21 protein-coding genes are annotated in these 19,733 nt (G+C 69.5%); 11 read left to right on the forward strand and 10 right to left on the reverse strand.

The window, feature by feature from the left end; translation table 11 throughout:
* The first annotated feature begins 92 nt into the window (after window positions 1-92).
* The 5 genes from IEY36_RS27680 to IEY36_RS27700 all read left to right on the forward strand — a co-directional run bounded on the left by IEY36_RS27680 (window position 93) and on the right by IEY36_RS27700 (window position 3,629).
* Window positions 93-1,238, forward strand: coding sequence for an acyl-CoA dehydrogenase family protein (locus IEY36_RS27680; protein WP_188973089.1), 1,146 nt, complete (start codon window positions 93-95; stop codon window positions 1,236-1,238).
* A 78-nt stretch (window positions 1,239-1,316) separates the two neighbouring features.
* Window positions 1,317-1,742, forward strand: a complete 426-nt coding sequence (locus IEY36_RS27685; RefSeq protein WP_229681635.1) for a GFA family protein — start codon at window positions 1,317-1,319, stop codon at window positions 1,740-1,742.
* A 50-nt stretch (window positions 1,743-1,792) separates the two neighbouring features.
* Entirely contained in the window at window positions 1,793-2,713 is a 921-nt protein-coding gene (locus IEY36_RS27690; RefSeq protein ID WP_268238209.1) for a ketopantoate reductase family protein, read from the forward strand.
* Between the two features lie 89 nt (window positions 2,714-2,802).
* Window positions 2,803-3,219 carry an ester cyclase gene (locus IEY36_RS27695; protein ID WP_188973095.1) on the forward strand — a complete coding sequence of 139 codons (417 nt, stop codon included), beginning with the start codon at window positions 2,803-2,805 and terminating at the stop codon, window positions 3,217-3,219.
* 77 nt (window positions 3,220-3,296) lie between these two features.
* Complete coding sequence (locus IEY36_RS27700) at window positions 3,297-3,629, forward strand: DUF1330 domain-containing protein (RefSeq protein ID WP_188973097.1); 333 nt, start codon at window positions 3,297-3,299, stop codon at window positions 3,627-3,629.
* Window positions 3,630-3,747: 118 nt separating this feature from the next.
* Here the strand turns inward: IEY36_RS27700 and IEY36_RS27705 are convergent, their stop codons facing one another.
* The 8 genes from IEY36_RS27705 to IEY36_RS27740 all read right to left on the reverse strand — a co-directional run bounded on the left by IEY36_RS27705 (window position 3,748) and on the right by IEY36_RS27740 (window position 10,924).
* Window positions 3,748-3,936 (reverse strand): hypothetical protein, encoded by a 189-nt coding sequence (locus IEY36_RS27705; protein WP_188973099.1) that lies wholly within the window; start codon window positions 3,934-3,936, stop codon window positions 3,748-3,750.
* A 21-nt stretch (window positions 3,937-3,957) separates the two neighbouring features.
* Window positions 3,958-5,103 (reverse strand): mandelate racemase/muconate lactonizing enzyme family protein, encoded by a 1,146-nt coding sequence (locus IEY36_RS27710; RefSeq protein ID WP_188973101.1) that lies wholly within the window; start codon window positions 5,101-5,103, stop codon window positions 3,958-3,960.
* Window positions 5,104-5,149: 46 nt separating this feature from the next.
* On the reverse strand, window positions 5,150-5,632 hold the full coding sequence (locus IEY36_RS27715) for a YybH family protein (RefSeq protein ID WP_188973103.1): 483 nt from the start codon (window positions 5,630-5,632) through the stop codon (window positions 5,150-5,152).
* A gap of 29 nt (window positions 5,633-5,661) precedes the next feature.
* Window positions 5,662-6,888 (reverse strand): YbfB/YjiJ family MFS transporter, encoded by a 1,227-nt coding sequence (locus IEY36_RS27720; RefSeq protein ID WP_188973105.1) that lies wholly within the window; start codon window positions 6,886-6,888, stop codon window positions 5,662-5,664.
* A gap of 101 nt (window positions 6,889-6,989) precedes the next feature.
* Window positions 6,990-7,877 carry a LysR family transcriptional regulator gene (locus IEY36_RS27725; RefSeq protein WP_188973107.1) on the reverse strand — a complete coding sequence of 296 codons (888 nt, stop codon included), beginning with the start codon at window positions 7,875-7,877 and terminating at the stop codon, window positions 6,990-6,992.
* A 70-nt stretch (window positions 7,878-7,947) separates the two neighbouring features.
* Window positions 7,948-8,388, reverse strand: a complete 441-nt coding sequence (locus IEY36_RS27730) for a hypothetical protein (protein ID WP_188973109.1) — start codon at window positions 8,386-8,388, stop codon at window positions 7,948-7,950.
* Between the two features lie 488 nt (window positions 8,389-8,876).
* The gene (locus IEY36_RS27735) at window positions 8,877-10,256 is read right to left on the reverse strand and encodes a sensor histidine kinase (protein WP_188973110.1); all 1,380 of its coding nucleotides are present in this window, start codon (window positions 10,254-10,256) and stop codon (window positions 8,877-8,879) included.
* Window positions 10,253-10,924 (reverse strand): response regulator transcription factor, encoded by a 672-nt coding sequence (locus IEY36_RS27740; protein WP_188973112.1) that lies wholly within the window; start codon window positions 10,922-10,924, stop codon window positions 10,253-10,255. Before IEY36_RS27740 ends, IEY36_RS27735 begins: the two co-directional genes overlap by 4 nt.
* Window positions 10,925-11,183: 259 nt before the next feature.
* Between IEY36_RS27740 and IEY36_RS27745 the strand changes: the two genes are divergently transcribed.
* The 6 genes from IEY36_RS27745 to IEY36_RS27765 all read left to right on the forward strand — a co-directional run bounded on the left by IEY36_RS27745 (window position 11,184) and on the right by IEY36_RS27765 (window position 16,362).
* Window positions 11,184-12,218, forward strand: coding sequence for an efflux RND transporter periplasmic adaptor subunit (locus IEY36_RS27745; RefSeq protein WP_188973114.1), 1,035 nt, complete (start codon window positions 11,184-11,186; stop codon window positions 12,216-12,218).
* Entirely contained in the window at window positions 12,215-13,480 is a 1,266-nt protein-coding gene (devC, locus tag IEY36_RS27750; protein ID WP_229681630.1) for an ABC transporter permease DevC, read from the forward strand. Before IEY36_RS27745 ends, devC begins: the two co-directional genes overlap by 4 nt.
* On the forward strand, window positions 13,480-14,163 hold the full coding sequence (locus IEY36_RS27755) for an ATP-binding cassette domain-containing protein (protein WP_188973116.1): 684 nt from the start codon (window positions 13,480-13,482) through the stop codon (window positions 14,161-14,163). Before devC ends, IEY36_RS27755 begins: the two co-directional genes overlap by 1 nt.
* A 107-nt stretch (window positions 14,164-14,270) precedes the next feature.
* Entirely contained in the window at window positions 14,271-15,131 is an 861-nt protein-coding gene (locus tag IEY36_RS27760) for a MipA/OmpV family protein (RefSeq protein WP_188973118.1), read from the forward strand.
* Window positions 15,132-15,157: 26 nt separating this feature from the next.
* Window positions 15,158-15,286: a hypothetical protein gene (locus IEY36_RS31205; protein WP_268238204.1), complete on the forward strand. Its 129-nt coding sequence runs from the start codon at window positions 15,158-15,160 to the stop codon at window positions 15,284-15,286.
* Window positions 15,287-15,519: 233 nt separating this feature from the next.
* Window positions 15,520-16,362 (forward strand): NAD(P)H-binding protein, encoded by an 843-nt coding sequence (locus IEY36_RS27765; protein WP_188973120.1) that lies wholly within the window; start codon window positions 15,520-15,522, stop codon window positions 16,360-16,362.
* Between the two features lie 4 nt (window positions 16,363-16,366).
* On the opposite strand, the gene IEY36_RS27770 is transcribed toward IEY36_RS27765, so the two are convergent.
* Both IEY36_RS27770 and IEY36_RS27775 read right to left on the reverse strand, forming a co-directional pair.
* On the reverse strand, window positions 16,367-17,071 hold the full coding sequence (locus IEY36_RS27770; RefSeq protein WP_188973122.1) for a response regulator: 705 nt from the start codon (window positions 17,069-17,071) through the stop codon (window positions 16,367-16,369).
* Entirely contained in the window at window positions 17,068-19,731 is a 2,664-nt protein-coding gene (locus IEY36_RS27775; protein ID WP_188973124.1) for a sensor histidine kinase, read from the reverse strand. Before IEY36_RS27775 ends, IEY36_RS27770 begins: the two co-directional genes overlap by 4 nt.
* Window positions 19,732-19,733: the final 2 nt, after the last annotated feature.

Raw genomic sequence — 19,733 nt, forward strand, 5'->3', positions numbered from 1 at the left:
CGCCTGGCTAGGTGGCCGGGCTCATGCCGCATCATCCTCGCCAGTCGCGGTGCTGTGCGCGCTCGCACCGAAATGCGCTCCTTGAAGTGCGCATGGTCCTGACGTCGCTCAGGGCATTTCCTCGCGAGGCGTATCGGACGCTCGCCGGTGGCGATCCGTCTCTCGCCCTCGCCGCGTCGATGCACCCGAGCGTGGTCTGCTTCGGGCGGGATGCTGAGGTGCCGCCCAGCCAGCCCGGCGCGGATGCCTGGGAGGCGCAGCGTCGGGAGGTCTTCGTCAGCGCGCTCGACGACGCCTGGTGGGGTACGATCACGTCGGAGCCGGGCAGCGGCGGCGACATCGGCAAGACACGCGCGGCGGCACACCGTGATGCCACGCCCCCTGTCGGCTGGCGCATCACGGGGGAGAAGCACTTCGGCTCCGGCTCCGGCGTCACTTCCTACATGATCACCACCGCGCTGCCGGAAGGAGAGGCCGAGCCCGCTTGGTTCATCTTCGACATGCGCGGCGTGCCGTGGGACGGATCCACCGGCTTGGCACTCCGCGCCGAATGGGACGGGCACGGCATGGCGGGTACCAACAGCCACGGCGACACCTTACGCGACTTCCCGGCGACACGCATGGCGCGGCCGGGACATTGGCGCCAGGCGATCGAGGCCAATGGCGGCACCTCGATCATCCTGTTCGTCGGCGTCATCCTCGGCGTGGTGGACGCCGCGATGGCCTACATGGACCGCCAGTTGCGCGGCCGCGGCGCACCCGCGTCGACGCTGCCCGCCTTCGAGAAGGGGGAGTGGGTGATGGCTCAGCGGGAGGCCCGGCTGACGCAGCAGGCCTATGACGGCGCCCTGCGCGCGCTGGAGCAGCGCGGCAGGTCGCGGCGCGACGCGCAGATGGCCAAAGCGAACCTGGCCACACTGGCGGAACCGGTGCTGACGCAGCTGTGCCGCATCGCCGGCGGCGGCGCCTATTCCCGCAACTCACCTCTCGGCCACTGGTTCGAGGATGTGCGCGCGGCGGACTTCCTGCGGCCGCCATGGTCGGTTGCGCTGGAAGGGCTCTACGCGATCGGGTGGGAGATGCCGCCGACAGCAGGCGCGCCAATTTTCGCGGTGCCCGCGCCGGGGCGCACCGACGCCGGGAAGGTTACGGTAACGCCCGCGATCCGCAGCGTGCTAGCCCTGACGCCGGCTGGATGCGAGGCGCCGTTAGCCGAGCGGTTCGGCTCCGTGGATTGAGGAATACAGCGAGCCGCCTCTGACGTCCGGCGGCGATGGACATGCGCCAAACGAACAATGGGGAGAAGCTCCGTGGAAATGGTAGCCCGATGCCTGTGTGGTCAGTTCCGCGCCGTCGTGACAGGCGATTTGAAGTCCGTGGCCATGTGTCATTGCCTGGCGTGCAAGCGACGCTCCGGTTCCGCGTTTGCCTACAATGCCTTCTACCAGACATCCGACGTTCGCCTCGAAGGGACGCACAAGGTTCACGAGCGCGAAGGTCAGGAGGGGCGCAAGATCCGCAGGTTGTTCTGCCCGGAATGCGGCACGACCGTGTACTCTAGCGGCGAGAAGTTTCCCGGTATCTGCAACATCCCCGTCGGCGCATTTGCAGACCCGGACTTCCCCGCACCTTTGGTCTCCCTCTTCGAAGAATCCAAGCACGCATGGGTCGTCCCGCCACCCGGTATTGAGCATTACGTGCAGGGCCGCGCTCCGGGCGCGGTACGCCCCGAGGCCAAATAGGGTCAGGGCGCCAGATCATGAACGCCACAGAGAAACCGATGCGCATCGCAATGGTCGCCCCGGGCGGGGGTGGCGGCTATTTCGGCGGGATGCTGGCCAAGGCGGGAGAAGATGTCGCCGCCCTGGAGCGCTGCGCCCATCTTGCTGCCATCCGGAAGTCCGGGCTGAGGGTGGAGGGGCCGCGCGGCGACGACACGCTACGCATGGACACCAGCGACGACGCCGGCAGTCTCGGGCTCGCCGACATCGTCCTCTTCGCAGTGAAGCTGTACCAGGTGGAGGAGGCGGCACGCGCCGCAGCGTCGCTGTTCGGGCCGGAGACCCTGGGGATTTCGCTGCTGAACGGCGTCACCGGTCCGGACGCGATCGCATCCGCACTGCCCGGCGCGACCATCCTGCCCGGCTGCGCATACGTCTCAGCGGTGATCACGGCGCCAGGTCACATCCGGTACACCGGCGCGATGTCATCCATCGTCTTCGGCGCCCCCGTCGGCGATGAGGCAGCCCGCGCCAAGGCCGCCGACGTTGCGGAGCGTTGCCGGCGCGCGGGCATCGGCGCCGAGATGACGGAGGATGCGCGCAGCGCGCTGTGGGGAAAGCTGAGCGGCCTCGCCGCCAATGCCGCGATGACCACGGCCGCGCGCCTGCCGGCCGGCCCACTCTACGCTGATCACGATATCCTTGAGGTCGTCGCTGCGCTGATCGCAGAGACAGCCGCGGTCGCGCGCGCCGAGGGCGTGACGCTGCCGGACGACATCGAGGAGACCTGGCTGACGCGGCTCAAGGGTCTTCTGCCTGGCATGTACGCGTCGATGTTCCACGACATCGCCAAGGGCGGTCCGCTCGAGGTGGACGGCTTTTTGGGTCACATCGTCCGCGAAGGTCGCCGCCTGGGCGTGCCGACGCCGCATCATGCGGCGCTCTATGCCGTGCTGAAGCCGCATCGCGCGGGCAGTCCGGCAACCGAGTGACGCCGTATCCGTCATCGCGGGTGGGCCTGCCTTTCAGGTCACACCCGCGACGGGACTGAACCAACCGAGCAACCGGAGGAGCAAGCGACATGGCCAACATCACCGACACGGCACGCGCGTTTTTCGACGCCGTCGAAACAGGCAAGGGCTGGGCGGCAGCCAGTGCCCATTGCACGCCCGACGCGACCTTTGCCGCACAGGCCGAGCCTCTGACCGAGATCAAGAGCCTGCAGGCCTATGCCGAGTGGATGCGCGGGCTGCTGACCTTCATCCCGGATGGCCGGTACGAGGTCCGCTCCTTCGCCACTGATGCCGAGCGGAGCAGCGTCTGCGCCTATGCCGTCTTCGCCGGCACGCACAGCGCCGATGGAGGGCCGTGCCCACCCACCGGTAAGAGCACGCGCACCGACTATGTCTACGTCATGGAGTTCGCGGGCGGGAAGATCCGCCACATGACCAAGATTTGGAACGCCGGTTGGGCAATGCGCGAGCTTGGGTGGATGTGACCCGGCAGGCGCCGGCATCGAGAAGTTGCAGCGGGCAGCATCACGCATGCCAACACTTATACGAGGAGGGACACCAAATGAGCGTTTATCTGATCGCCGACATCAAGGTCACGGACGGTGCGTGGGTTCCCGACTACGCCACGCAAGTCCACAAGATCATCGAACGGCACGGCGGGCGCTATCTTTCTCGCAGTGGAAACATTCGAACGCTTGAGGGTCCGCCGAAGGATAGCACTCTGATAGCCTTGGTCGCGTTCCCATCGATGGATGCGCTTGAGCACTTCGCCGCGGACCCGGAGTACGCGCCCTACGGCAAGGCGCGTCAGGCGGGAAGCATCAGCAATTTCATCGTCATCGACGATACCGACATTGCCGGCGCGATCCCATATCTGGCGTCGGGGAAGATGTAGCCTTGGGCAGCCCGGTCCCCAGTGCCATCATAGAGGAACATCAGCAGCGATCGCTTCGGACACTCCCTGGAGGAAATCTGACATATGCGCGCTCACGGTGAAGAGTATGCAACCCAGTTCACGGCACGCGCCGATTCACCTCATCGGCCCGCCCCAGCGTCCGTTTCGCCCACGCGTCATCGTCCTGGCGATTGAATTTTCCCAGCTGTTCGAGCAGATCCGACCGATCGACCAGCCGCGACGCGATGAGATGCACGATCGGCACCTCTGAATGCTGGTCCTCCCGGTCGACGCGGCTTTCCACCATCAGTGCGGGTAGGGGCGCTCGTCAGGGGACGTGCTCGACGCGCGCAACGAGCCATGGCGCCGCCGCAGTGAGATCGGGATCGACGCCGAGACCCGGTTCTCTCGGCAGCGGCAGGACGCCGTCTCGAACGGAGGGGAAGGGCTTCGCCAACGCCTCGCGAAGCGGGTTCTCCATCACGTCGTGTTCCAGCATTCCGGGACCACCAACGGCGGCCAGGACCTGCGCCGCGGCCAGCAAACCCAGGCCGCTGCCGAGCCAGTGCGGGCAATAGCTGCGCCCTGCGGCGACGGCGCGTCGCCCCACGGCGAAGGATCCGGTCAGGCCGCCCCACTTCAGCATGTCCGGCTGCACTACGCCGTGATGGCCCTGCCGAATGAGCGTGGCGAAGGCGTCGTAGCCCATCACATTCTCGCCGCCGGCAAGTGGCACCGGCGACAGCATGGCGAGTTCGGCCCACTCCGCCGCGGGACGATCCGCCGGGATCGGCTCCTCGATCCAACCCAGCCCGTGCGCGCCGAGGCGTGGCACGGCACGCCGCGCTTCGTCGATGTCCCAGCCCTGGTTGGCATCCACCATCAGGCGTTCGCCCGGCCGCAGACCACGCGTGAGTCCGGACACCACGGACTCGTCCATCTCGGCGCCGAAGGCGACCTTCACCTTGAAGGCGGCAAAGCCCGCCTCCCGGCATCGTGCCACCGTGTCCGGGGCCGTGTCGGGGTTAAGCCCGCTGGCATAGGCCGGAACCGTGTCGCGGGCCGCGTCGCCAGCCAGCATCACCCGAAGCGGCAGGCCCGCGCGGCGCGCCGCCAGATCCCACAGGGCCAAGTCCAGGCCCGCGATGCAGGCCGCAAAAGGGCCAGGCTCGCCGCCTTGGATCGCCCATCGGGATGTGCGGGTCGTCAGGCGGTGCCAGGCATCAGGCGGATCAGCATAGGCCGCGGATAGCGCGGCCGGCGCGATGACCGTCTCGAACAGCCGCATCTTGTTGTCGGCACTGTAGGGCGGGAAGTTGCACCAGACCTCCCCCCAACCATGCGCGCCGTCCACATCCTCGACGCGCAGCAGAAGCGCGCTGCGGCGCGGGATGATGCCGAAGGATGTCTTCACGGGTTCCTTCACCTCGGCGCGGAAAAGGAATGTCTCAATACGCGCGATGCGCATGGTCATGGCTGTCACTTTCCTCTGCGATCCGCGCTGTGAGTGCCAGGGGCCGTCACGATGCGGATGCCTGTTCGGTGCCGAGGATTGATCGCTGATAGGCAGCCAGCAAGGCCGGCTCCTCGATGGAGCCATGATGGTGAAGCTGGCGCCAGGTGCCATTCCTGTGGACGAACCAGCGAGTGGTTCGAATGCGCAGCGCGATCTCGCCGCCTGGCCACGCGCAACGCCCCTTCTCCCGTCCGACGAAGAGGCAGGCCCGGTCATCGCCCTGCATGGTGAAGTCGTGGAACGCGACGGTGACTCGCGCCGGCCCCTGGAACAGCCGGGCGTATCCTTCCCGGATGGAGGGCCAGCCCCGGCGCAGCCCGCCAATCGGGTTGCTCATGCTGGGGTCCGCGCCGTCCAGCCAAGTCCCCGCTAGACTGTCCAGATCCCGTGCATTGAAGCCGCGATAAAAGGCGATGAGCGCCGCCAGCGGCCCACCGGGGTCATGGCCGGTCTCGGTGCCGAAGATCTGTTCGGAGATGCTGCTCATGGTCCGCTATCCTCGCATGGTGGTCTCGTTCACGCCGCACCGCGCGACTGCCCGGCGACTGCCGCGGCGAGGTCAATGGCCAGCGCCAGCAGGAGCGCCGCCGCGCCGAGTCGGAACAGCAACAGGTAGTCGCCGCCGCTAAGGTCGAAGACGAAGGTCAAGCCATAGGCGCCCGCGGCCTGCATCAGGGCGAAGGCGGTCGTCGCCCTGCTCCAGGCGGCCTTCTGCGCCTGACTGTCATGGGGAAGGATTTCGTGAACGCGACCAAGGACGAGTGGGACGACGCCCGGCGTGAAGGCGCCGACGACAACGCTGGAGATCGCCAGCAGCGCCGTGCTGTCGCCTAGTGCCGGCAGCAGCACGGCGACGCCCTGGACCAGCAGAGCCAGCCGCAGCGCCGGTCCGAACCCCGTGCGATCGGCGAGATGGCCGCTCAGCACCGGCCCGACCATCGCGCCGAGCCCGAATAGCACCCAGTATTGCGCACCGGCATCGAGACCCTGTCCGAGCCCGCGTGCGACGAAGTCCACCAGAAACAGCATGTGCGGCACCAGCCCCGTCGCATTCAGCCCATACACGGCATAGAGCGCCCGCAGCTTCGCACGGCGTGTCGTCGGTGCCGGCCCATGCGCCAAATCTCGCGGCGCGGGCGCCGAGCCACCCATCGGCCAGCCTGACCAGCCCACGGCCGTCAGCAAGAGGCAGACTGCACCGAGACCACACCAGGTCGCCACCAGACCATGGCGCAACAGCAGCGGCACGAGTGTTCCCGACGCGGCGATGCCTATGCCCACGCCGGCGAAGATCGCGCCGCTCGCGATGCCGCGGCGCCGCGCTGGCACATGCGGCAGTACCGTCGTCGCTGCGAGCACCATCAGTGCACCGCCCGCCACGCCGGACAGCAGCCGCCAGGCGAAGAACCAGGCGAGAGAGATGGGCAGCGCGCAGGCGAAGAATGCCACCACGGCCAGCAGCATCATCCCCCGCAGCAGCGCAGCTCCGGGAAAGGCAGCGGCCAGCGGCCGGGCGAGCAGAGCCCCGGCCAAATAGCCCGCAAGATTGGCAGCGCCGAGATAGGCGGCGGCTTCCGAACTGAACCAGCCAACCTCGATGATCGCCGGCAGCAGGGGCGTATAGGCGAAACGCGCTAGCCCGATGCCCACGAGGCTCGCACAGCAGGCGGACAGCGTCGCCCGCCAGGCGCTGGCGGCAGGCGCATCCTGGCGCGCCACCACAATCGCATCGGATCCGTCCATGCTGCCCGGGCCCTCCGTTTCCGGGGAACAGCTAGGCGCAGCTCGGCTATCGGCGATAACGAATTATTGGAAGAGCCGCTATCGGTTTGAAAGATACCCGGTCATTCGGCGGCCACCAGCTGCCGCTGTCCCGCCCGGGCGGTTGCGAGCAGGGCCGTCATGGCGCTGGTTGGCTGGCTCGCCCGCCGATGTATGAAGACCGTGTCGACCCGGGCATCCCGCGCCGGCAACGCATGAACCGCGACGCGACGCTCGGCCAGGAGCGGTTGCACCACCGCACGCGGCAGGATCGTCACGCCGACCCCGGCGGCGACGCAGCCCAGAATTGCGTCGAGCGAGCCGAACTCCAGCGGTTCTGCAGTCTGAATGCCGCGCTGGCTCAGGAACGCCTCCAGCCGCTGGCGGTAAGAGCAGCCGCGGCGGAACACGATGATCCGCAGGTCGCGCTGCGCATCGAGATCATCGATGCCGCCGAGCCTGGGGGCAGTGACAAGCTGCAGTTCCTCATGGAACACGGCCTCTTCCGCCAGGTCTGGATGCCGCACCGGGCCGGCGACGAAGGCGCCGTCCAGCCGGTATTCGAGCACATCGGCGATCAGTGAGGCGCTGGTGCCGGTCGTCAGCGTGAGGCCAACTTCGGGACAGGCTTTCGCATAGGCGGCAAGGACGAGTGGCATGCGAAGGGCTGCAGTGGTTTCCAGCGCGCCGACGGAAAGTCGACCACGCGGCGTCCCGTCGTCGCGGGTCACCACGACAGCTTCGCGCAGCAGCGCGCCGATCCGCGCGGCATAGGGCAGCAGCCTCTGCCCGGCGGCCGTCAGCAACACGCCTCGGCTGCTTCGCTCGAAGAGTTGACTGCCGAGTTCATCCTCCAAGGCACGAATGCGCGCCGTCACGTTCGACTGCACGGTGTGCAACTCGATAGCTGCGCGGTTCATGCTGCCGTGTCGGGCAACAACTTCAAGCACGCGAAGGTCCGCATAGTCCATGATCGAACTCCGCACCCCTCTGCCAATCAGGGGCGCACTTCCTTATAGCCGACCGCAACTGGTGTATCCATCAAACGGGGTCGATTTCCGGGTATGGGTTTCCCCGCAATCCCGCCGCCGGCGCTCGGTTCTTCGGCGTGCGCTGTGACGCTAGTGACGTCTCCGGCGACAGCCCGCCCCGACCAATGGCAGGGTTGGCAGAAGCGCGCATGATCTGCACGATGCGTGCTTCGGCCACGGGCGCGGCATCTGCCGCAAGAGCGATTCGCGTCTTTGCGCGTCGCTTCGACGCGGCGATGAACGTGCGCGAGAATGTCGCCGGTGATGCCCTGGCCTCGATCACCACCCTGCTGTGGAACGTCTCATCCGAGGCCTGGACCGGCGGCGCCGCGATGGCGGACGCGTCGTTGAACAAGCGCATGACGGTGCGGCTTGGCGCAGGCGTCGCCTTCGCGCAGATCGGCATCGTGTCGGCTTCGACGGGCAGATCGAGGTCGAGGCGCTGCGGCATTACGGACTGCCCGAGGCGGTACCGGCGCTGCCGGTTGGGCAGCGGGAGTTCGCGGCGGAGGTGGCCTGGGACCTGCCATCGCTGGCACCGGGCGCGACCAGTCTGATTGACGTGACCGTCAACGGCGCGCGGCAGGGGGACCTGCCCATGCGGCGCTGGCATCGTCGACGCGCTTCGTCGAGCTCGACGCCGCGGCGTGGACCAACAACACCGTGCGCGTCATGGCCAGGAACATCTCGCCGGCCACCTTCGACTTGGGTTCGGCAACGCTGTCTGTGCAGGTGAGCAAGCGGCGCGTGCCATGAGTCGGACCGCGGGTGCGGTTCCATCCTCTCCGCACCCGCCTCCGACCATGCGGCCGGCCCTACGACGGCCGGCCTGGTGAGCACCAGCGGGTCCGCCGCCATCCCCACCACGACCCTCGATCTGCCCCTCGTGCAGTATCACTGGCGGCTAGAGCTTCCGGGCGTTCCATCGCGGCGCAGTCATCACCCTATCTCGGTTGACGGGGCATGGTCGCGGAACACGTCACCTTTCGGGAAGCGGAGGCGGAAGACCGCTCCTGGCTTTCCGTTCAGCAGGTCGATGCTCGCGCCATGCGCCCGCAGCAACTCGCGCACAATATAGAGACCAAGGCCCGCACCGCTACCGCTGCCGCCGGCGCGCTGGAACGCCTCGAAGACCTGCTCCTTCGCATCCTCACGCACGCCGGGACCGTTGTCGCTGACTTCGACGAAGCCATGGCCATCGATCCGCAGTTCCACCTGGACGCCAGGCCCACCATGCGCCAGCGCATTGCCGATCAGGTTCAGCAGCACGCTGCGCAGCGCCTGCTCGTCGCCCCGGACGCTCCAGCGCGGCACCGCACTGTGCAGGGCGATGTCGCTGCCGGCCGTGAGCGCCAGAGGCACTAACTCGGCTACCACCTCGCGCGCCAGCCCCACCATCTCCACGGTGCGGTCTTCCGCCGTGTCCGCCGCGTGCCGCATCCGTTCCAGATCCAGCAACTGGTTAGCGAGCAGGGTCAGCCGCCGGACGTCCAGTTGCAGCTTCTGTCTAGTCGCATCGTCGGGCAATTCGTCGAGCCGCAGCGATAGGATGGCAATCGGCGTGCGCAGCTCATGCGCCGCATTGGCGATGAATCGGCGCTGCCGCTCATGCTCCTTCTCCACGCGCGTGAAGGCCAGGTTGGTTGCGCTGACCAGGGGCAGGATCTCTGCCGGGACACCCTCCACGGGCAGCCCAGCCTGGTGCTGCCCGGGGACGAGCCGTCCGGCCGCCTCGGCGGCCTCGCGGACCGGGCGCAGCAGGAAGCGCACCAGCAGCCAGGTCACGAGGCTCGTGCCGGCCGATATCGCCGCCACCGCCAGCAGCCAGTTGCCGAGCCAATCGGTGATCCAAGCCCAGATCCCGGCGGCGAGACTGCCGCGGTGCCCGCCGATCAGCGCGGCGACGCGGCGGCCCTCGATCCAGAGATCGATGGCGGCAACACCCACCGGCATAGCCACCCAAGAGGGCGGCGAGGCCCCCTCGCCCGGACGCACGCCGACGGGCGGCGAGCCCCTGCCGCCAAGCAGGCGCGCGGTGCCGTCCGCTACTCCGAACCAGAATTCAGGCGTGGTCTCGATATAGGTGAACATGTCGGATGTCGGCTGGAAGACAAGCACTCCCGCCGTGTCGCGGCCGAGCGAGTCGCGCAGCAGCTTCGTCGCCTGCTCCGTCGCGAACCATTCGCGCAGCGAACCGGGACCGGCCTGGAGCAACGGCTGGGCCAGCAACAGCAGCAAAATGCCCAGCGCATGAAAGGCGATCATCGCGAGGGTCATGCGCCGCGTCAGCGACGGCGGCGGCACGCTGCGCGGCGTCATTCGACGCGCGCGATGTAGCCGACGCCGCGAACCGGATGGATCCCCACCCCCGCCTTGCCCTCCGCCAGCCGCCGGCGGAGCCGCGAGACGTGGGAATCCACGGTGTTCGAGGCGGGCGCGTCGTCGAAACCGAACATCGCGCTTTCGATCGTCTCGCGCAGCACCACGCGCCCGGCGCGGCGCAGCAGCAACTCCAGCAGCGCCAGCTCGCGGCGCGGCAGATGCAGGGGCTCCTCGGCGACGCGCGCTTCCCGATGCTGAGGGTCGAAGCTCAGCGCGCCGAGCACCAGCAGTTCGGGCGCGGCGGCGGAACGGCGGCGCATGACCGCGCGCAGCCGCGCCAGCAGCTCATCCAGCTCGAAGGGTTTCGCAAGATAGTCGTCGGCGCCGGCATCCAGCCCCTCGACCCGTTCCATGGTCTGGCCTCGGGCGGTCAACACGATCACCGGCGGCGGGGCCGGCATCCTGCGGATCACCGGCAGCAGGCCGACGCCGTCGCCATCCGGCAGGCCACGATCCAGCAGCACGGCGCGCAGCCCCGGCTCCCGGACCGCGATGCGCGCCTGGCCGAGATCGGGCACCCAATCGACGACGAAACCGCGCCGCGCCAGCGCCCCGCGCAAGGCCGCCGCGAGTTCGACCTCATCTTCCACAAGCAGGATACGCATCGATCTTCCAGTACAGGCTCTCGGGTCGGCGATGGGAGGACGCCCTGATGCCGGCCGTAGATTGCCACAAGCTGGCACGGCCCGTCAGGCGGACTGCACCGCCGCGCCAGCCTGCCGCAATACAGCATCGCTAGAGGACGCCGACGCCGGGCTCGAATCCGGTCGCGCTGCCAAGGATCCTCTGCATGTCTCCTGTATCCCGCCGACATCCGACGACTGGGACTCCCGCGGCGCGGCGCCCGTCGCGCCGGACGGCGTCGTGACCTTGCGCGCGGGTCTTCTCCTCGGGCTGGCCATGCTGGTCTTTGCTGCCGGCAGCTATGCCGCGCTGCGGCATGGCCGGCCGGAGCCGGCCATGTGGCCAGACGCAGCGGCCGAACCGCTCGGCGTGGGTGCGCTGGGCCGGATCGAACCCGCGTCGGGCATCCGACGCCTCGGCCAGCCGGGCGGCACGGCGGTCGCCCGGCTGGAGCGCCTGTTCGTCGAAGCCGGCGATGTGGTGGCGGAAGGTGCGTTGCTAGCCGAGTTCGCGGATACGCCGCAGCGGGATGCGTTGGCTGCGCATGCGCGTGCAGCGGTGGCGGAAGCGCGCGCCAATCTCGATCGCGTCCGGGCCGGCGGCCGACCCTCCGAGATCGCTGCGCAGCGTGCCCGCATCGCCGCGCTGGCGGTGCAGGAGGAGCTTGCTCAGCGCGAGGCCGAGCGCACGGAACGGCTGGTACCGACCGGCGCGGCGGCCGCCGTCGTGGCGGACCGCAACCGCGTCGCGGCGACGCGCCTCGCCGCGGAACGGAGCCAGGCCGAGGCGGAGCTGGACACGCTCCTTTCCTCCCGTCCCGAGGATATCGCGCTGGCGGAGGCGCGGATCGCCGCGGCCGAAGCGTCGCTGGCCAAGGCGGCGGCCGATGCGGATCTCGCCCGCGTGCGGGCCCCGCTCGCGGGCACCATCCTGCGCATCATCGCCCGGCCCGGCGAGCAGGTCGGCACGGACGGGTTGCTCGAGATCGCCGACGTGACGTGCATGGATGTCGTCGCGGATGTCTACGAGACGGATCTCGCCCGGCTGCGAATCGGCCTATCGGCGGAGATCGTGGTGCCTGGCGAAGAAGGCCGTTTCGTCGCGACGCTGCGCGACATCGGCTGGACGGTGCGGCGACAGACTCAGGGCAACACCGACCCCGTCGCGGCGGTGGACAGCCGCACCGTCGAGGTGCGCCTCGCCCTCGATGATGCCGGCAGCGCGGCGCTACGCCGACGATCGAACATGCAGGTGCATGTGGCTATCCGCCCATGAATGCGCTGACCAAGCCGTCCCTGCTGCCCTGGGCGCCCGAGCATGGCCGCGAGGCGATGCCTGCGGCCGCGCCGCCCACGGGTACGCGCCCGGAATGGGGGGCCTGGCTGCTGCTGCCGGCGCGCTTCGCTTGGCGGCAGTTGCGGGCGGAACGGGCGCGCCTGCTCTCTGCCATGGCGGGGGTGATGTTCGCGGTGCTGTTGGTGTTCATGCAGCTCGGCTTCCGTTCCGCGCTGTTCGACAGCGCGATGCAGCTGCTGAGCGTGATGAATGCTGAGCTGTTCCTGATCAACCCCCAGTCGCCCGCGGTCACCCAGCCGGAGCCGCTGCCGCGCGCGCGGGCCTATCAGGCGCTGGCGGTGCCCGGGGTGACGCATGCGGTGCCGATCTACCTGGCGCAGGCGGGCTGGCGGAACCCGCGCGACGGATCGCGCCAGACGATCCAACTGATCGGCTTCGACCCCGATTCCCGCGCGATCCGCGCCGATGGGCTGGACGGCCTCGCTCCCGCGCTGCGCCGGATCGACGCGGTCGCCTTCGACACGCTCTCCCGCCCCGAATACGGCGACATCCCGGCGCTGTTCGCCGAGCGCGGCCCATTCGAGGTGCAGGTCGACAACCGCATGGTCGAGCTGGTGGGGCTGGTGACCATCGGCCCGTCCTTCGCCGCCGACGGCAACCTGATGATGAGTGAGGTGAATTTCCGCCGCATCCTCCGCGAACGCCAGCCGAGCAACACCGACCTCGTGGCCATCCGCCTCCGCCCGGGGACCGATGTCGCCGCCGCACAGCGGCGCCTGCGCAGCATCATGCCGCCGGATGCGATCGTGCTGACCCATGCGGAGCTGATGGCGCGCGAGCGCCACTATTGGGAAACGGCGACGCCGATCGGCTTCATCTTCGCCTTCGGTTCCGCCATGGGCCTGATCGTGGGCATGGTGATCGTCTATCAGATCCTGTTCTCGGATATCTCCAACCACTTGCGCGAATACGCGACGCTGAAGGCGATCGGCTACGCCACCGGATACCTGGCGCGCGTGGTCATGGCCGCGTCGCTAATCCTCGCGGTCATGGGCTTCGTGCCGGGGCTGGTGCTGTGCGTGCTGCTGTATGAGGTAGTGGCAGGGGCGACCTTCATGCCGCTGACCATGACCATCGGTCGCGCCGCGCTGGTGTTCGTTCTCGTCTTCGGCATGTGCGCGGCGGCGGGGCTGCTGGCAATGCGCAAGCTCCGGGATGCCGATCCGGCGGATATGTTCTGATGGACCCGATCCACGTCGGACGCCTGAACCATGCCTATGGGGACGGCGAACTGCGCCGGACGGTGTTGCGCGACGTGTCGCTGACTGTGCAGGCCGGGGAGGTCGTGCTGCTGACCGGCCCGTCCGGTTCGGGCAAGACTACGCTGCTGACCCTGATCGGCGCGCTGCGCGGCGTGCAGGACGGGTCCTGCCAGGTGCTCGGCCGCGAACTGATCGGGGCGGCCGAAGGCGAGCGCGTGGCGCTGCGCCGTCGCATCGGCTTCATCTTCCAGAACCACAATCTGCTGGGCTTCCTCACCGCCCGGCAGAACGTCGCCATGGCGCTCGAGATCGACCCGGTGATGCCCGAAGGCGAGCGAATGGCGCGCGCCGGGGCGATGCTCGCCGCCGTGGGCCTTGCGGGGCACGAGGAGAGGACGCCGGCGCATCTGTCCGGTGGCCAGCGCCAGCGTGTTTCCATCGCCCGCGCCCTGGTTGCCGGACCCGGGCTGGTGCTGGCCGACGAGCCGACGGCGGCGCTGGACAGGGTCTCGGGCGGCGAGGTGGCGCATCTGCTGCGGGACATGGCGAAGTCCCGCGGCACGCCGATCCTGATGGTGACACACGACCCGCGCATCCTCGGCATCGCCGATCGGGTCGTGGCCATGGAAGACGGAAGGGCCGTCGCGGCGGCGGCGCCGTGATCCGCGCTGCGCCGGAATTCCTCGCCATGCCAGCTTGCCGCAACCCGGCACCGTTACAGCGGCGGCGACGCCGGGAATCACCCGGCTCGCCATCAAGGACTTTCCGCATGACGCCCGATGCCCGCCGCCTCCGCCAGACACGGCCCACCCTTGTCCTTCTGGCCGTGACGGGCATCGCGACGGTCCTGCCCCCCGCTGCCCGCGCCCAGCAGGCGCCGATCCAGGTCGAACCATCCGCCGTGCGCCAGGGCGCCGATCTCGAACAATCGCAATGGCAGGTGCGGCTCGGCGCCGGCGTGGCCTTCGGCCCCGCCTATCCCGGCAGCAGCACGATCAGGGCCCTGCCGCTGCCGGTGGTGGAAATCGCCTACCGCCCGGAACTGCCCTTCCTCGACTCCGTCTTCCTCAATGGGCGCGACGGGTTCGGCGCCGTGGTCTTCCGCCAGGGGCCGATCTCCATCGGCGGGTCGATCGGCTTCGCGCCGGGGCGCGACCAGGATGTGGCGGCGCGGCTGCACGGTATGGGCGACATCGAGGCCGCGGCCCGCGCGAGCGCCTTCGTGCGCGCCGATTTCGGCCCGTTCGGCCTGTCCCTCCAGAGCTTCACCGCTGTGGGCGACCAGCAGGGAACCACGGTGGTGCTCGGCGCGTCGCTGGGCCAGCCGATCGCTCCCGGCCTGATGATGATGGGCAAGGTCGAGGCGACCTGGGCGGATCAGGACAACATGCAGGAATGGTTCGGCGTGACGGCGCAGCAGGCCAGCCGGTCCCGCTTCGCCGCCTACAATGCCGGGGCAGGGTTTCGCTCGGTCAGCGCCAATCTGACGGCGATCTACAAGATCACCGACACTTGGTCGGTCAGCGTTTCCGGCGGCGTGTCGCAGCTGCTGGGCGACGCCGCCGACAGCCCGATCACCCAGCGGGCGACACAGCCCTTCGGCCTGCTGGGCTTCACCTACCGCTTCTGACGCCGAAGCGTTCCTGGAGCAACCCGATGCCCATGCGAATGACGATCTGCGTGCCCCTGCTGTTCGCGCTGCTGCTGATGTCCCGGGCCCTCGATCGCGTCGCAGCGCGGCTGCTGGGCTGGATCGCCGCCGACGCGTTTGGCCCGACGAGCTGAGTCGCAGAGGCAGCCCCGATGCCCCTTGCGCGGCCCCAGCGGCCGGGGAGCGCGAAGACACACCGCTCCACGCCGCCGCCACGCAATGGGAGCCTCGTCGCAAGTGGCCGGCGGCGGCGCCTCCCGCTCGCGGATCGCGGCATCGGCGGGACCGGCATTCACCATCGCGACAGACGGTCCTGCCGCATCCCGGCCCGTGACGACCATGACCGGAAATCGAAGGGATCCCCCTCATGCGTAGTGATCTGCCTGTCATCCTCGTCACCGGCGCGACCGGACAACTTGGCACACTCGTCATCGAGAAACTGCTGAAGACCGTACCGGCCGGATGCATCGTCGCCGGCGTGCGCGACACCGCTGCGGCGGCCGCGCATGCGGCGCGCGGCGTGCATGTCCGCGTCCTCGACTATGACCGGCCGGAGACGCTTGATGCCGCCTTTGCCGGCGTGGACAGGCTGCTGCTGATTTCCTCCAACGCCGTCGATCGGCGGCTGCGGCAGCACGTCAACGTCGTCGTGGCCGCGGCGCGGACCGGTGTTTCCCTCCTCGCCTATACGAGCATCCTGCTCGCGGACACATCGCCGCTTCTCCTGTTCGATGGCGCGGGAAACGTCCGCGAGGACATCGCGGGCGACGTGCTGGCCTCCATCACCACCATGCAGTGGAACGGCCCTGCCAAGGGCTGGAATGCAGGCGCGCCGATGGATGATGCCAACTTCAATCGGCGGCAGACCATCCGCGTGGGCGCGTCCGTGGCCTATGCGCAGGCGGGCGTGATCGGCTTCGACGGGCCGATCGACCTGCAATCGCTGCGGCTCTACGGGCTGCCGGAAGCCGCGCCCGCGGTGCTGAACGGCACGCCGCTGCTGCCTCAGTCGGGGCAGCGGGAATTCGCGGCGGAGGTGTCCTGGGACCTGCCGAGCCTGGCGCCGGGGGCGACCTCGCTGATCGATGTCACGGTGAGCGGGGCACGGGCGGGGGACTTGGTGCAGGCGTCGCTGGTATCGTCGACGCGGTTCATCGAGCTCAACGCGGCGACGCGGTCGGTTCGGGTGACGAGGCGCCGGGTGCTGTGAAACCTCAGGACACGTCGTTGCCGAACCGGTACCCCACGCCGGGTTCGGTGCGTATCAGAGGGGCCGCGGAACCCAGCTTCTGCCGCAAATGGCCGACATAGACCCGAAGATACTGGGTCTCCTCAGCATGCGCTGGCCCCCATACGGCTGTCAGGAGTTGGCGGTGGGTCATCACCCGGCCCTCGCCGCCACGCACGAGCGCCGCCAGGAGGTCCCACTCCCGTGGGGTGAGCTTCAGCGGCTCGTCCTCCCCGACCCGTGCCCAGCGCCGCCCGAAGTCGACCTCAAGCCCGCCCACCCGGACCACCGTCCCCGGCGCCTCCGGCACATGCCGCCCGGCCCGACGGAGCGCGGCGCGCATGCGCGCGAGCAGCTCGCCCAGGGCGAAGGGCTTCTCCACATAGTCGTCGGCCCCGGCATCGAGAGCAGCCACCTTCTCGGCCTCCTGGTCGCGCGCCGACAGGATGATGATCGGCGCCTCGATGAAACCCCGAAGCTTCGGGATGGCCGCCTTGCCGTCGCCGTCCGGCAAGCCTAGGTCAAGCAGGACGAGCGCTGGCGACCGCTCGGCCGCGAGGCGCAGGCCCTCCGCGGCGGTCTCGGCGCGCAGTGGCTCGTAGCCCGCAGCCTCCAGCGCCGGGGTCAGGAAGCGGTGGATCTGCGGTTCGTCGTCCACGACGAGGATGCGGGGCCGGGCGATGCCGCTCATGCGCCCGGAAACCTCACCACGATCCGAGTCCCGCGTCCGTCTGGCATCACGGGGCTTTCGGCTGCGATCCGTCCACCCATGGCCTGTACCAGTCCTCGGCAAATCGCAAGGCCGAGGCCACTGCCGGCCGCGACCCTGTCCGTGCGCGTGGCCCGAAAGAAGGGGTCGAAGACGCGGTGCAGGTCCTCGCGCGGGATCCCGGGACCGTCGTCCTCCACGGCGATTGCCACCTCCGGCCCTTCACGGGTCAGCCTCAGGGCGACCCGGCCATTCGGTCCGGAGAATTTCAGCGCATTGTCGAGCAGGTTCGCCAGCACCTGGTCGAGCAGGGCTGGGTCGAGGCGCGGCGCCGTGGGCCGTGGGCCGAAGTCGAGATCGACCTCGCGGTCATGCGTGCGGGAGGCACGGGCGGCGGCCGTCTCCGCCGCCTCGGCCAGATCCACCACCTCGCTCTTTGGCGCAATCTGCCGGTTCTCGATGCGGACGATGTCGAGGATGTTGGCGATCCAGCGGGAGAGCCGCTCGGTCTCCTCCTCGGCCGTCGCCAGCAGGTCGGCGCGCGTTGCCTCGGACAGCGCGGGGCCGGAGGTGCGCAGCGTGGCGATGGCGCCGCGGATGGAGGTCAGCGGCGTCTTCAGGTCGTGCCCGAGCGAGGTGAGCAGCGCAAGGCGCAGCGCCTCGGTCTCGGCGCGGGCCTCGCCGCGAGCGCGCTCCTCCATCAGGTCGGCGCGCTCCAGCGCGACGGCCGCTTGGTCGAGCAGCGCATCCAGCGCGCGATCGGCCTCCCCATCCAGTGCGCCAGGCCTGTCCGCCGGGCGGAGCCCGACAAGGCCGGCCAGACCGCGGGCGGTACGCATCGGCCGGAACTGCCAGGCAGCCGAGGGCAAGGTGTCGGTGCCGCGTCCGGCAGGGCGCCGGTTCGCGGCCGCCCATCTCGCCGCAGCCATGCTGGCGTCGTCGGGTTCGGCATCGATCGGGACGGCGGCCCGGACGACTGGCTCGGGCGCGCTCTCCCCCAGGAGCGGCGGCAGGAGCAGCAGCACGCACGCCGGGCCGCCAGCGATCCGCGACGCCTCCTCAGCGATGGCCAGGACGAGATCCCCCTTGTCCCCCGGGGCGCCGAGCCGCCGGCTGAACTCAACGAGCCGCCGAAGGCCAAGCATCCGCGCGCGCGCCGTGCGGACCGAACGGCCCAGCCCACCGGTGGTCCCGGCCAGCAGCAGGGCGACTAGGGCAAAAACCACGACCCCCACCACGTCCTGCGGACCGGCGATGGTCAGCGTGTAGCGTGGCGGCAGGAACAGATAGTTCCAGCTCAGGAAAGACAAGGCGGCAGCGAAGCTGCCTTGGACCGGCCCGAACCCCACCGCGGCCGCGACGATCGGCACGAGATAGACCATGCCGAGCGCGCCCTCGGGCACCACGCCGTCCACGGCGAGACCGACCGCCGTCGCCAGCGCCACGAGGATGGGCGTTGCGATCCAGCCGGACCAGGGCGGCAGCGCACCGCGCTCCGGAGGAAGGCGGCGGGGCGCGCCCGCCGGTTCCGGGACGAGGTGCAGCGTGAAGTCCGTCGCCTGGCGCACCAGCGTCGCCGAGAGTGTCCGCCCCGTCAGCCTTCGCCACCATCCCGGTCGGCCGCGGCCGATGACGAGGTGGGTGACGTTGCGCGCCCGTGCCTCGCGCAGAATGGCAGTGGGCAGGTCCGCGGCGGCCACCGTCTCGGTCTCGGCGCCCAAACGTTCTGCCAGCCGCAGCGCGCCGCCAGGATCTGGCGAGGGGTCGGCAGTCGGCTGTTCGACATGCAGGGCAAGCAGCGGTGCCTTCAGCGTGTTGGCGACCCGCCGCGCCTCTCGCACCACTGTCTCGGCCGAAGGGTCGGCGCCGATCAGTGCCATGACGCGGTCGCCGGCAGGCCAGGGGCCGGCGATGGCGTTGGCGCGCATGTAGCCCGTGACATCGGCGTCCACGCGCTCCGCCGTGCGGCGCAGCGCCATCTCGCGCAGCGCGGCGAGATTGCCCTCCTTGAAGAAGCCCTTGAGCGCGCGGCTCGCCTGGTCGGGCCGGTAGATGCGGCCCTGGCGCATCCGCTCGATCAGCTCGGCCGGCGGGATGTCGATGAGCTCGACGGCGTCGGCGTCGGCGAGCACCCGGTCGGGCACTGTCTCTGCCACGCGCACGCCGGTGATGCGCGCGACGGCCTCCGACAGGCTTTCCAAATGTTGGACGTTCATCGTCGTCCACACCTCGATGCCGGCCTCGCGCAGCTCCTCGACGTCCTGCCACCGCTTCGGGTGCCGGCTGCCGGGCGCGTTGGTGTGGGCGAGCTCGTCCAGCAGCAGGATCTGAGGTCGGCGCGCCAGCGACCCGTCCAGGTCGAACTCCTCCAGCGCCTGCCCGCGATAATCGATGCGGGCGCGCTGCTGGATGGGCAGATCGCCGATCGCCGCTTGGGTTTCCGCCCGCCCATGCGTCTCGACGATGCCGATCAGCACGTCGGCGCCGCCGGCATGGCGGCGCCGCGCCTCGGTCAGCATCTCCACCGTCTTGCCCACGCCGGGCGCGGCGCCGAGGAAGACCTTCAGGCGCCCGCGCCCCTCGCGCCGCGCGAGCGCGAGCAGGGCGTCGGGGTTGGGGCGGGCGGGCTCGGCGGCGCTCATGT

Source organism: Neoroseomonas lacus (assembly GCF_014644535.1).
Taxonomy (GTDB): Bacteria; Pseudomonadota; Alphaproteobacteria; order Acetobacterales; family Acetobacteraceae; genus Neoroseomonas; species Neoroseomonas lacus.

Excerpts from the sequence above, each read along its gene's own strand:
- IEY36_RS27705 (WP_188973099.1), bottom strand. The coding sequence starts at position 3,936 with ATGGTGGAAAGCCGCGTCGACCGGGAGGACCAGCATTCAGAGGTGCCG.
- IEY36_RS27735 (WP_188973110.1), bottom strand. The coding sequence starts at position 10,256 with ATGACGCCGCGCAGCGTGCCGCCGCCGTCGCTGACGCGGCGCATGACC.
- IEY36_RS27740 (WP_188973112.1), bottom strand. The coding sequence starts at position 10,924 with ATGCGTATCCTGCTTGTGGAAGATGAGGTCGAACTCGCGGCGGCCTTG.
- IEY36_RS27680 (WP_188973089.1), top strand. The coding sequence starts at position 93 with ATGGTCCTGACGTCGCTCAGGGCATTTCCTCGCGAGGCGTATCGGACG.
- IEY36_RS27765 (WP_188973120.1), top strand. The coding sequence starts at position 15,520 with ATGCGTAGTGATCTGCCTGTCATCCTCGTCACCGGCGCGACCGGACAA.
- IEY36_RS27720 (WP_188973105.1), bottom strand. The coding sequence starts at position 6,888 with ATGGACGGATCCGATGCGATTGTGGTGGCGCGCCAGGATGCGCCTGCC.
- IEY36_RS27715 (WP_188973103.1), bottom strand. The coding sequence starts at position 5,632 with ATGAGCAGCATCTCCGAACAGATCTTCGGCACCGAGACCGGCCATGAC.
- devC (WP_229681630.1), top strand. The coding sequence starts at position 12,215 with ATGAATGCGCTGACCAAGCCGTCCCTGCTGCCCTGGGCGCCCGAGCAT.
- IEY36_RS27685 (WP_229681635.1), top strand. The coding sequence starts at position 1,317 with ATGGTAGCCCGATGCCTGTGTGGTCAGTTCCGCGCCGTCGTGACAGGC.
- IEY36_RS27770 (WP_188973122.1), bottom strand. The coding sequence starts at position 17,071 with ATGAGCGGCATCGCCCGGCCCCGCATCCTCGTCGTGGACGACGAACCG.
- IEY36_RS27755 (WP_188973116.1), top strand. The coding sequence starts at position 13,480 with ATGGACCCGATCCACGTCGGACGCCTGAACCATGCCTATGGGGACGGC.
- IEY36_RS27695 (WP_188973095.1), top strand. The coding sequence starts at position 2,803 with ATGGCCAACATCACCGACACGGCACGCGCGTTTTTCGACGCCGTCGAA.
- IEY36_RS27690 (WP_268238209.1), top strand. The coding sequence starts at position 1,793 with ATGGTCGCCCCGGGCGGGGGTGGCGGCTATTTCGGCGGGATGCTGGCC.
- IEY36_RS27710 (WP_188973101.1), bottom strand. The coding sequence starts at position 5,103 with ATGACCATGCGCATCGCGCGTATTGAGACATTCCTTTTCCGCGCCGAG.
- IEY36_RS31205 (WP_268238204.1), top strand. The coding sequence starts at position 15,158 with ATGCCCATGCGAATGACGATCTGCGTGCCCCTGCTGTTCGCGCTGCTG.
- IEY36_RS27700 (WP_188973097.1), top strand. The coding sequence starts at position 3,297 with ATGAGCGTTTATCTGATCGCCGACATCAAGGTCACGGACGGTGCGTGG.
- IEY36_RS27725 (WP_188973107.1), bottom strand. The coding sequence starts at position 7,877 with ATGGACTATGCGGACCTTCGCGTGCTTGAAGTTGTTGCCCGACACGGC.
- IEY36_RS27775 (WP_188973124.1), bottom strand. The coding sequence starts at position 19,731 with ATGAGCGCCGCCGAGCCCGCCCGCCCCAACCCCGACGCCCTGCTCGCG.
- IEY36_RS27730 (WP_188973109.1), bottom strand. The coding sequence starts at position 8,388 with ATGCCGCAGCGCCTCGACCTCGATCTGCCCGTCGAAGCCGACACGATG.
- IEY36_RS27760 (WP_188973118.1), top strand. The coding sequence starts at position 14,271 with ATGACGCCCGATGCCCGCCGCCTCCGCCAGACACGGCCCACCCTTGTC.